This is a genomic window from Pseudoroseomonas cervicalis ATCC 49957 (assembly GCF_000164635.1).
GTDB lineage: Bacteria > Pseudomonadota > Alphaproteobacteria > Acetobacterales > Acetobacteraceae > Pseudoroseomonas > Pseudoroseomonas cervicalis.
Genome location: NZ_GG770783.1, coordinates 7,445 through 17,611, shown reverse-complemented (window position 1 = coordinate 17,611; position 10,167 = coordinate 7,445). Strand labels below are relative to the sequence as shown.

11 protein-coding genes are annotated in these 10,167 nt (G+C 71.7%); 5 read left to right on the top strand and 6 right to left on the bottom strand.

The genetic code is table 11. The features are described 5' to 3' along the window. From HMPREF0731_RS17410 to HMPREF0731_RS17385, 6 genes are all read right to left on the bottom strand, one after another. On the bottom strand, positions 1-1,361 hold a 1,361-nt coding region (locus HMPREF0731_RS17410), incomplete at its 3' end, for a PTS galactitol transporter subunit IIC (protein ID WP_007005499.1). Positions 1,362-1,426: 65 nt separating this feature from the next. After that, positions 1,427-2,737, bottom strand: a complete 1,311-nt coding sequence (locus tag HMPREF0731_RS17405) for an acetoin dehydrogenase dihydrolipoyllysine-residue acetyltransferase subunit (protein ID WP_007005498.1) — start codon at positions 2,735-2,737, stop codon at positions 1,427-1,429. A 2-nt stretch (positions 2,738-2,739) separates the two neighbouring features. Then, a complete protein-coding gene (locus HMPREF0731_RS17400; protein WP_040613881.1) occupies positions 2,740-3,762 on the bottom strand; it encodes an alpha-ketoacid dehydrogenase subunit beta in 1,023 nt (340 codons plus the stop codon). Positions 3,763-3,770: 8 nt separating this feature from the next. Beyond that, entirely contained in the window at positions 3,771-4,826 is a 1,056-nt protein-coding gene (locus HMPREF0731_RS17395) for a thiamine pyrophosphate-dependent dehydrogenase E1 component subunit alpha (protein WP_007005496.1), read from the bottom strand. 23 nt (positions 4,827-4,849) lie between these two features. Continuing rightward, positions 4,850-6,175, bottom strand: coding sequence for an NAD(P)H-dependent oxidoreductase (locus HMPREF0731_RS17390; RefSeq protein ID WP_007005495.1), 1,326 nt, complete (start codon positions 6,173-6,175; stop codon positions 4,850-4,852). A 95-nt stretch (positions 6,176-6,270) separates the two neighbouring features. Beyond that, positions 6,271-6,921 (bottom strand): hypothetical protein, encoded by a 651-nt coding sequence (locus HMPREF0731_RS17385; protein ID WP_007005494.1) that lies wholly within the window; start codon positions 6,919-6,921, stop codon positions 6,271-6,273. Positions 6,922-7,145: 224 nt separating this feature from the next. Here HMPREF0731_RS17385 and HMPREF0731_RS17380 point away from each other — a divergent pair, with 224 nt between their 5' ends. The 5 genes from HMPREF0731_RS17380 to HMPREF0731_RS17360 form a co-directional block, all read left to right on the top strand. Further along, positions 7,146-7,601, top strand: a complete 456-nt coding sequence (locus HMPREF0731_RS17380) for a transcriptional regulator GutM (RefSeq protein ID WP_007005493.1) — start codon at positions 7,146-7,148, stop codon at positions 7,599-7,601. Positions 7,602-7,659: 58 nt separating this feature from the next. Next, positions 7,660-8,442 carry a PTS glucitol/sorbitol transporter subunit IIC gene (gene srlA, locus HMPREF0731_RS17375; protein WP_007005492.1) on the top strand — a complete coding sequence of 261 codons (783 nt, stop codon included), beginning with the start codon at positions 7,660-7,662 and terminating at the stop codon, positions 8,440-8,442. Positions 8,443-8,453: 11 nt separating this feature from the next. Continuing rightward, a complete protein-coding gene (gene srlE, locus HMPREF0731_RS17370; RefSeq protein ID WP_007005491.1) occupies positions 8,454-9,467 on the top strand; it encodes a PTS glucitol/sorbitol transporter subunit IIB in 1,014 nt (337 codons plus the stop codon). 14 nt (positions 9,468-9,481) lie between these two features. After that, the gene (locus tag HMPREF0731_RS17365) at positions 9,482-9,862 is read left to right on the top strand and encodes a PTS glucitol/sorbitol transporter subunit IIA (RefSeq protein ID WP_007005490.1); all 381 of its coding nucleotides are present in this window, start codon (positions 9,482-9,484) and stop codon (positions 9,860-9,862) included. After that, positions 9,859-10,167 (top strand): HPr family phosphocarrier protein (locus tag HMPREF0731_RS17360; protein WP_007005489.1); only part of this gene is annotated, 309 nt, incomplete at its 3' end. The genes HMPREF0731_RS17365 and HMPREF0731_RS17360, both read left to right, overlap by 4 nt.

The window sequence follows — 10,167 nt, the reverse complement described above, 5'->3', positions numbered from 1 at the left end:
TCCCAGGCCTCGGGGGCGGCGCGCAGGCCGAGGCCGAGCGCCGCGATCACCGCCGCCGCCAGCGCCAGGCCGAGCAGGCCGAGCGCGGTGACCGCCGAGATCAGCAGCCAGGGCACGTAGAGGAAGCCGTCCACCACGCTGGTGATCAGGCTGGCCGCCGCCGGGATGGCGAAGCCGGCGGAGCGCGCGGCCCCCGTCATCAGCGGCGCCAGGCTGTTGCCGACATAGAAGCCGATCGCCAGCGTCACCGTGCCGATGACGATCATGCGCAGCACATTGCCGCCGACGATCGGCGCGCACATGGCCACCAGGAAGGGGATCACCGCGAGATCGGCGAAGAGGATGATGCGGTTGCCCGGCAGCACCAGCGACAGCAGGATGGCGATGGGCACCAGCACCAGCGAGCTGGCGATGGCCGCCGGATGGCCGATCAGGATCGCGGAATCGAGGCCGACATGCAGCTCGCGGTCGCCGGCGCGCTTCTGCACGAAGTCGCGCGCCGCGTCCGAGATCGGGATCAGCCCCTCCATCAGGATCTTCACCATGCGCGGCAGGATCAGCATGACGGCGGCGAGGTTCATCGCCACCTTCAGCGACTTCGAAAGGACCACGCCGGCATCGCCATCATTGTGGAAGGCGACGAGGCCGAGGATCAGGCCGAGCGCCGCGCCCAGCACCATCGGCTCGCCCAGCACGCCGAGCCGCTTCTGGATGCTGTCGGTGTCGAGATGCAGCCGGTTGAAGCCGGGGATGCGGTCCATCACCCAGTTCAGCGCGATGGCCAGCGGCACGATCTGCGCGGACGCCAGATGCGGCACCGAGACGCCGGGCACGCCGTAGAAGCGCTGCACGCCCTTGGCGGTCCAGTCGGCCAGGATCAGCGACAGCGCCGCCATCAGCGCCGCCGCGACCAGCCCATAGACCAGGCTGCCGCTCGCCGCCGTGACCAGCGAGCCGACAAAGGCGAAATGCCAGAAATTCCAGACATCGACATTCAGCGTGCGCGTCATGCGGGTGAGCAGCATGGCGAGGTTCACCGCGATGCCGATCGGGATCACCCACAGCCCGACCGAGGAGCCGAAGGCGATGGCGGCGGCGGAGGGCCAGCCGACATCGACGATGTCGCGCTGCATGCCGGTGTTGCGCACGATGGCCTGGGCGACCTCGCCCAGGCTGGTCAGCATCAGCCCCAGCACCAGGTTGATGCCGATGAAGGCGACGCCGATGGTCAGCCCCGCGCGGAAGGCGCGGCCTGCGCGCACGCCGAGCGCCAGCGCGATGCCGGCGATGATGAAAGGCAGCAGGACCGTCGGCCCCAGCGTGTCCACCACGCTCTTGAGCACGGTCAGGATCGAATCCATGGTTTCTCTCCCTCAGCCGCGCGGTGGATCCGCGCTGTTCTGTCGGTCGCCGGCGGGCCGGCGGATCAGTTTCCGGCGCAGCGCAGCTCCGCCCAGAGCCGTGCTACCTCCTGGCGGCGCTCCAGCTGCGGCATATGCCCGGTGCCGGCGAAGATATGCAAAGCGACATGGCCCGGCAGACCCATCGCCTGACGCCAGGGCAGGATGCGGTCCTCCTGCCCCAGCACCAGCTTGACCGGCATGGGCAGCGTGCCGAACAGGGCGCGGGTGTCAATGGCCTGCACGCCATCCGGCAGCAGCGTGGCCGCGATGCGCCGCTGCGCCTCCAGCATCGCCCGGTTCTCCTGGCGCTGGCGCAGCGTGGCGGCGGCGAGGCCGCCCGGCAGCAGCGCCGCATCGGCCACCAGCAGGTTCAGCCAGGGTTGCAGGCTGGCCGTGCTGCCGGCGCGCAGGAAGCCCTGCACGAACTCGGCATGCATGGCGGGGCCGAGCCCGGCGGGGGCCAGCAGCAGCAGCGAACGCACGGCCACGCTGCCGCGCGCCGCCAGCGCCGTGGCCACCGCCCCGCCCAGCGAATGCGCGACCAGATGCACCGCATCGAGGCCAAGCGATTGCAGCGTCGCCTCCACCGCGTCCACCAGATCCTCGAGCCCGGCGCCGCCGGCGAGCGGCGAGCGGCCATGGCCGGGCAGGTCGATGGCCAGCACCGGGCCGCTCTCCGCCGCACTCGCGAGCAGCGGCCGCCAGGAGGCGAGTTCCGAGCCGAAGCCGTGGATCAGCAGGCTGGGCACGCCCTGGCCGCGGCGCAGCCAGACATGGTGCAGCACCGCCGCGCCGGAGACGGGTTGCGGCGGCGTGGCGAGCAGCGCGGGCGCGGCCTCGGCCGCCGCCTGCACATCCTGGGCCTGGATGCGGCCGCGCGGGCCGCTGCCGGGTATGTCTTCCAGTTGCAGCCCGAACTGGTCGGCCAGCCGGCGCGCCTGCGGCGTGGCGCGCGGGCGCATTTCCCCGTCGGCCGTGGCATCGGCCAAAGCGGGCTCGCGCGGAGCCGTTGCGCTCACCGCATCCTCGGGCACCGGCACCGCGGCATCGGGCGCGGCCGCAGGCGCGTCTTGCGCCGGGCGCGGCGGCGCCTCGCCGGCGGCGGTGATCCAGCCCAGCACGCTGCCCACCGGCATGTCGATTCCCGTGCGCGCATCGGCGATGTGCAGCACGCCGGACTCCGGCGCCTCGATCTCCATCGCCGCCTTGTCGGTCTCGATCTCGAACAGCGCCTGGCCCTTCTCCACCGCCGCGCCATCCTCGGTGTGCCAGAGCGCGACACGGCCGGTCGCCATGTCCATGTCGACGCGCGGCAGGATGATCTCGCTCGCCATGCTCAGACCTCCCGGCGGGCCAGGCGCCGCGCGGCGTCGAGAATGCCGGGCACCTGCGGCACCGCCGCCTTTTCCAGCTCGGGATTGTAGGGCAGCGGCGCCTCGGCGCCACCCAGCCGCAGGATCGGCGCGTCGAGATAGTCGAAGGCCTCGCTCTCGGCGATGGCGGCGCTGATCTCGGCGCCGATGCCGAGGCTGCGCACCCCCTCATGCACGCAGAGCAGCCGCCCCGTGCGCTTGACGCTGTCGACCAGCGTCGGCGTGTCCATCGGCCGCAGCGAGCGGAGATCGATCACCTCCGCCTCGATGCCCTCCGCCTCCAGGCTCGCCGCCGCCTCCAGCGCGCGATGCACCATGATCGAGGTGGCGACAATGGTGACGTCGCGCCCCGGGCGGCGGATGGCGGCGCGGCCGATCGGCACGGTGTAGTGCCCCTCCGGCACCGGGCCCTTCATCTTGTAGAGCAGCTTGTGCTCGAAGATCATCACCGGGTCCGGATCCTCGATCGCCGCCAGCAGCATGCCCTTGGCGTCGTAGGGGGTCGAGGGCTGCAGCACCTTCAGCCCCGGCACATGCGCCAGCCAGGCTTCCAGACTCTGGCTGTGCTGCGCGGCGGCGCCGGTGCCGGAGCCGGCGGGAAAGCGCATCACCAGCGGCACCGAGACGGCGCCGCCCAGCATGTAGCGCAGCTTCGCCGCCTGGTTGACGATCTGCTCCATGGCCAGCGTGGCGAAGTCGGAGAACTGGAACTCGAAGATCGGCTTCAGCCCAGTCAGCGCCGCGCCCACCGCGACGCCGGCGCCGCCCAGCTCGCTGATCGGCGTGTCCATCACGCGATCCTCGCCGAAGCGGTGCACCAGGTCGCCGGTCACCTGGAAGGCGCCGCCATAGACGCCGATATCCTCGCCCATCAGCAGCACGGCGGGGTCGGTCTCCAGCGCGATCGCCATCGCCTCCTGGATCGCCTGGGCATAGCTCAGCTCGCGCGGCGAATCTCCCGCCGGGCTGTCGGTCACTCCGCTCATCAGGGCGCTCACCGCATGGCCTCCGGCCGGATCTCGCGCGCATAGACGTCGCGCGTCAGCGCCGCCACATCGGGGGCGGGGCTGTCCTTGGCATAGTCGATGGCGGCGGCGATCTCCGCCTCCACCTCGGCGCGCAGCGCCACGATCTCCTCCATGCGCAGAATGCCGAGGCCCGTCAGCTCCTCCTCGAACAGCTTGATCGGGTCGCGCCGTTGCCAGGATTCGATTTCTTCCTTGGTGCGGTAGCGGTTGCGGTCGCTGCGCGAATGGCCGCGGATGCGGTAGGTCTTGCTCTCGATCAGCGTCGGCCCCTCGCCGCGGCGGGCGCGTTCCACGGCGGCGAAGGCGGCCTCGGCAACATCGGCGAAGCGGTTGCCATCGACGATCACGCCCGGCATGCCATAGGCGGCGGCGCGGTCGGCGACATTCGGCACCGCGGTCGCCCGCGCCATCGAGGTCGACATGCCATAGCCATTGTTCTCGCAGACGAAGACCACCGGCAGGCGCCAGATCGCGGCCATGTTCAGCGCCTCGTGGAAGGCCCCCTCATTGTTGGCGCCATCGCCGAAGAAGGAGACCGCGACGGCGCCGGTGCCGCGCCGCTTGGCCGAGAGCGCCGCACCCACCGCGATCGGGATGCCGCCGCCGACGATGCCATTGGCGCCGAGATTGCCGCGCGCCGGATCGGCGATGTGCATGGAGCCGCCGCGGCCGCGGCAATAGCCGGTCTCCTTGCCGAAGAACTCGGCGAACATGCGCTTCACCTCGGCGCCCTTGCCGATGCAATGGCCATGACCGCGATGGGTGGAGGTGATGTAGTCGCGCTCCTCCAGCGCGCTGCAGATGCCGATGGCCGAGGCTTCCTGGCCGATCGACAGATGCATGGTGCCGTGGATCAGCCCGCGCATATAGGCTTCCTCGGCGCCTTCCTCGAAGCGGCGCACCAGCAGCATGCGGCGCAGCGCCTCGCGCAGCGCCTCGGGGCCGAGCCGGTCATAGACCGCCGGGCGGTTCGGCCGGGCGGGTGTCTCCTCGGGTGGGGTGGCGTGCAGGGGCTGGGACATGGGTCACGTCTCCCGGGCGGGGCTCAGGCGGCCAGGAAGCGCGCATCGGCCTGGTCGAGCCGCCGCCGGATCTGGGTGATGAGAAGGCTCTCGTCGGGGGCGCAATTGTCGTGGCCCAAGCGTTCCCCGGCGCGGATCGGCTTCAGCACGCGCGCGCCCTCGGCCAGGCCCAGCGGCATGGCGTTGCTCTCGCGCGCCTCCTGCCAGGTCATGGCGAAGCCACGATAGTCGTATTCGCCGATCTTGCCGAGCACGTCGCCCGGCTTCAGGTCGCGCTTGGCGACGGCCGCGCATTCGGCCACCGGATGCGGCAGCGGCTGCATGTCGGCCTGGCGGTGCAGCACGGCGCGGATCGCCGAGAGCGGCACCTCCAGGCTGGTCAGATGATAGGGGCGGAACAGGGTGAAGCAGGGGCCGGGCCCGACCTTCAGGTCGACCAGCCGCTCCAGCACGCGCGGATGGCGCGGCTTGACGACGCAGAACACGCCCGGCGCCACGCCCTTGCCGATGGAATAGTCGACGATGCCGGGCTTGCTCAGGATGCCGCCATCCTCGCGGGTGCAGAGCACCTGCGCCAGCTCGTCGCGCGTCGCGGCGGGGCCGTGCATGCCGGGCACGTCCGGCGCCAGGCCGGTCGCATTGGCGATCGCCACCATCTCGATCATCGTCTTGGAGCCGTCGACGAACTCGACCAGCATGCGCGTCGCCATGTTGCGGGCGCGCGCCTCCGCCTCATACTGGTCGGGCGTGGCGTCGAATTTCAGCGGATTGTTCTTGCCCTTGCCGGCGGCGACGATGTCGAGCCCGATGGATTGCGCGAAGCTGATCAGCTCCAGCGTCGCGGCCGGCTCGTCGCCGGCGGCGCCGGTGTAGACCACGCCGGCGCGCCGCGCCTCCTCCTGCAGGAAGCGGCCGATGGTGATGTCGGCCTCGACATTCAGCATCACCACATGCTTGCCGTGGCGCATCGCCTCCAGCGCGATCATGGTGCCGACATTGGGGTTGCCGGTGGCATCGATGATGACGTCGATGCCGCCCGCCGCGCAGAGCGATTTGTAATCGCCGGTGACGGCGACCTTGCCGGAGTGCAGCGCGGCCTCGACCGCCTGCGCGGATTGCGCCTCGGCGATGTCGCCGCGCTCGCGGCCCGAGAGCAGCAGCGCGTCGATGGCCTGCTCGGCGCGGATCTCGCAGATGGCGCCGAGGCGAAGCCCCGGCATCAGCGCGGCCTGCACCACGATGTCGGTGCCCATCTGGCCGGTGCCGGCGAGGCCGAAGGTCACCGGGCGCCCCTCCCGGGCGCGGCTCGCCAGCGTGGCGGCGAAGCCGATCGGATTGACGGCGTTCATGGCGTTCTCCCTGACGGCAGCCCTCCGCCAGGCGGTCCCGGGCTGCGCTTGCCGCCGAGAGTATGAACTTTTGCGTCTCCGTCAATCCAAATGTTCTAGAAGGCGGCGCCCTCCGGCAGCGCCGCCTCGCCGCCACGGCGCAGGCGGAAGGCGCGCTGCATCGCCGGCCGCGCCCGCGCGAGGTCGGGAAAGCCCCAGCTCGGCGCCTGGCCCAGGAACAGGTCGAAGAAGCCGACCGCCGAGGCCGGGTCGCTGCGGGCATTCTCGCGGAAGGACCACCAGTGGCGCAGCTCGCGCGCCGCCGGGGAGAGGTGCAGCGGCGCCGCCCCCTCCTGCTCCAGCACCGCCTGCAGCGCGGTCAGGCAGAAGCCGGTGCAGAGGAAGCCCTCCGGCCAGAAGCGGATGATCTCGGCCAGTGCCGGGTCGGTCTCCGGCGGCGGCGCGGGGGGCGTCTCCAGCCGCAGCGGCATCAGCGCCACCAGCCGCGCCAGCAGCAGCCCGCCGGCGAAGACCGAGAAGTCGCGCCGGTCCAGCCCCGCCGCGCCGCGCTGGCGCTGCAACGCGCCCGCCCAGTCGAGGAAGGCACGGGTCAGCCGCGCCGGGTCGATCGCCACGCGGCATCCGGCCTGGCGCGACAGCGCCTCCATCTCCAGCCGGAACTGCGCGTCGAAGAAGCGCAGCTGGCGCAGCCGGTGCGCCAGGTCCGGGGTGCGGGCCAGCTCGGCCGCCAGGGCCAGGTCCAACATGGCGTGCTCTCCTCCTCGTGCCTTGCGGGGCGGCCTTGGCGTCTGCCCTGCTGCCCTGGGCTTGACGGGCAGCTTACGCCGAGGCCCGGCCAGTGTCCCCGCCTGTCATCGGTCCGCAAGAACAGATTGACATGCTATTGGACAATTGTTCTATCCTCGCCCTCAAGACGGCCGCGCTGAACGCGGCCCCAAGCGCAGCGGCACCAAGCCGCGGGGAGGAGAGGATGGAATTCTGGCAGGGGCCCCTTGGGGTGATGCCGGCCTGGCAATGGGGTCTGGTGCTGCTGGGCGTGCTCTGGGCGCTGCAGGCGCTCGGCACCTGGCGGCAGATGCGGCACTACCGGCAGGTGATGCAGGCGGTGCTGCGCGAGGAGCCGGAGGGCTATCTCGGCACCGGCGCGGCGCGCGGCGTGCTGGCCAAGGGCGTCATCGTGCTGCTGGTGGCCGGGCCCGATCTGGTCGCGCGGCGCGTGCTGCTGATGGAGGGCCGCTCGGTGCTGGCCGGCTTCCGCCGCGCGCCGGAGCTGGAGGGGCTGCCGCTCGACGCGCTGGAGACGCGGGACTTCCCCGCCGCCCAGCGTGGCCGCGCCGCCGCCCTGCGCGGCGCCATCGCGCAGATCCGCAAGGCCGCCGAGGCGCCGGCCCTGCCCGAACCATCCCTGTCGGCCAGCCCGGCCTGACGCATCCCGCTCACCGCCGGACGCGCCGGGCACAGGCGCGCCGCGAGGGAGGACAACCATGGTGATCTCTCAGACCTTGGCGCTGCACGGCGCCGAGCTGGCGCAGCAGGCCGTGCTGCATGGCGGCCTGGCGCTGGAGGCGGCGCAGCACGCGCTGCACCACGCGCCCGCGGCCGATGCCGCCGGCCATGCCGGTTCTCTGGTGCAGCTGGTGCAGGACGGGCAGGGCGGCGTCTCGGCCTCCGACTATGCCCGCCGCGTGCAGGAGGCCTCGCGCAACCAGGAGCAGCAGCTTGGCTGGCTGACCAGCCTGGGCAAGCATTTCATCGGCGTGTTCCAGAAGGGTGGCGAGGTCTTCATGGGCTTCGTCACCGGCATCATCCCGACGCTGGTGGTGCTGATGACCGCCTTCTACGCCGTCACCGAGCTGGTCGGCGAACGCCGGGTGCACGGCATCGCGCAGACCGCCGGCCGCTACGCGCTGACGCGCTACACGCTGCTGCCGCTGCTCGCCGTGTTCTTCCTGACCAACCCGATGGCCTACACCTTCGGCACCTTCCTGGAGGAGCGGCACAAGCCCGCCTTCTACGACAGCGCCGTCTCCTTCGTGCATCCCGTGCTCGGCCTGTTCCCGCACGCCAATCCGGGCGAGTATTTCGTCTGGGGCGGCGTGCTGGTCGCGCTGATGGAGCTGGAGCGCAGCGGCAAGGTGCCGGCCGGCTATCACGTCACCATCGCCATCTACTATTTCGCGGTGGGGCTGCTGGTGATCCTGCTGAAGGGCATCGTCACCGAATGGATCACCCGCATCCTGGCGCGCCGCCAGGGCGTGACGCTCTGAGCGAGGCGACCATGGACAGCATCCAGAACACCCGCTACCGCGCCGTGCGTGTCGAGCGGGGCGCGCATGGCTGGGGCGGGCCGCTGGTCATCGCCCCCGATGCGCGGCGCGACAAGATCGTCGCCGTCACCGGCGGCGGCATCCCGCCCCTGGCGCAGCGCCTGGCGGAGATGACCGGCGGCACCGCCGTCGATGGCTTCCGCAGCCCGCCGCCCGAGGGCGAGATCTGCGCCGTGGTCATCGACTGCGGCGGCACGGCGCGCTGCGGCGTCTATCCGCGCAAGCGCATCCCGACCATCAACCTGACGCCGGTCGGGCAATCCGGCCCGCTGGCGCAGTTCATCACCGAGGACATCTACGTCTCCGACGTGCGCGAGGCCAATCTGCACCCGCTGCAGCCGGGTGAGGGCGCCGCTCCCGCGGCGGCGGCCGCGAGCATCGTGCCGGAGGCGCCGCCCGCCATGGCCGCGGCGTCGCAGCCCGCCGACAGCTCCGCCCTGGTGCGGCTGATCACCGGCGTCGGCCGCGTGATGGGCCAGGCGGTGAATGTCTTCTTCAATGCCGGGCGGCGCACCATCGACCAGGTGATCCGCAACGTGCTGCCCTTCATGGCCTTCGTGACCATGCTGATCGGGCTCATCCTCTACACCGGCATCGGCGATGCGCTGGCGGCGCCGATGGGGCCGCTGGCCAACAACATCGTCGGCCTGCTGATCCTCTCGGCCATTTGCGGCCTGCCCTTCCTCTCGCCGGTGCTGGGCCCGGGCGCGGTGATCGCGCAGGTGATCGGCGTCGCCATCATCGGCCCGCAGATCGCCAATGGCACCATCGCCCCCGCCATGGCCCTGCCGGCGCTGTTCGCCTACAACACCCAGGTCGGCTGCGACTTCGTCCCCGTCGGCCTCGCGCTCGGCGAGGCCAAGCCCAGGACCATCGAGATCGGCGTGCCCGCCGTGCTGATCAGCCGGCAGATCATGGGCCCCGTCTCCGTGCTGATCGCCTGGCTCGCCAGCCTGACCCTCTGACCGAGGATATCGTCATGACCGTGCATCTGCGCAGCACCATCACCGAGATCGGCGCCGAGGCGGCCGATCTCATCGCCGGCGGTGTGCTGATCCTGTTCGCCGAGGGCGCGCCGCCGGAGCTGGCCGAGGTCTCCGTGCTGCACCGGACCGAGAGCCTGGACGCCGCGCTGGTGCCGCGCCCCGGCGCGCGGCTGGCCATCGGCGAGGTCGAGGCGGTGCTGACCGGCATTGGCCCCAGCGCCTGGGCCAAGCTGCAGGAGCTTGGCCATGTGGTGATGAACTTCAACGGCGCCGCCGCGCCGGAGCGGCCGGGCGAATTGTGTGTCGAGCCGGTCGATCTGGCGGTGCTGGTGGCGGCGCTGCGCCCCGGCGCGCAGATCGTCATCGCGCCGTGACCGGCCTCGTCATGGCGGCGCTGGAGCGGCATGTCGTCGTCGCGGTGCGCGACGGGCTGCATGCCCGCCCCGCCACGCAATTCGTGCAGCTGGCCAAGCGCTTCACCGCGACGCTGGAGGTGGAGCGCGGCGGCCAGCGCGCCAATGCGCGCAGCGCGGTGAAGCTGATGCTGCTCGGCATCAAGGAGCGGGACGAGATCCTGCTGCGCGCCGAGGGCGAGGACGCGGCCGAGGCGCTGGACCAGCTCGCCGCCTTCATCGCCACGCCCGAGGCCGGGCAGGAGGCGCCGCCGCGCGCCGGGGCG

Excerpts from the sequence above, each read along its gene's own strand:
- HMPREF0731_RS17395 (WP_007005496.1), bottom strand. The coding sequence starts at position 4,826 with ATGTCCCAGCCCCTGCACGCCACCCCACCCGAGGAGACACCCGCCCGG.
- HMPREF0731_RS17400 (WP_040613881.1), bottom strand. The coding sequence starts at position 3,762 with ATGAGCGGAGTGACCGACAGCCCGGCGGGAGATTCGCCGCGCGAGCTG.
- HMPREF0731_RS17380 (WP_007005493.1), top strand. The coding sequence starts at position 7,146 with ATGGAATTCTGGCAGGGGCCCCTTGGGGTGATGCCGGCCTGGCAATGG.
- srlE (WP_007005491.1), top strand. The coding sequence starts at position 8,454 with ATGGACAGCATCCAGAACACCCGCTACCGCGCCGTGCGTGTCGAGCGG.
- HMPREF0731_RS17385 (WP_007005494.1), bottom strand. The coding sequence starts at position 6,921 with ATGTTGGACCTGGCCCTGGCGGCCGAGCTGGCCCGCACCCCGGACCTG.
- HMPREF0731_RS17405 (WP_007005498.1), bottom strand. The coding sequence starts at position 2,737 with ATGGCGAGCGAGATCATCCTGCCGCGCGTCGACATGGACATGGCGACC.
- HMPREF0731_RS17390 (WP_007005495.1), bottom strand. The coding sequence starts at position 6,175 with ATGAACGCCGTCAATCCGATCGGCTTCGCCGCCACGCTGGCGAGCCGC.
- HMPREF0731_RS17365 (WP_007005490.1), top strand. The coding sequence starts at position 9,482 with ATGACCGTGCATCTGCGCAGCACCATCACCGAGATCGGCGCCGAGGCG.
- srlA (WP_007005492.1), top strand. The coding sequence starts at position 7,660 with ATGGTGATCTCTCAGACCTTGGCGCTGCACGGCGCCGAGCTGGCGCAG.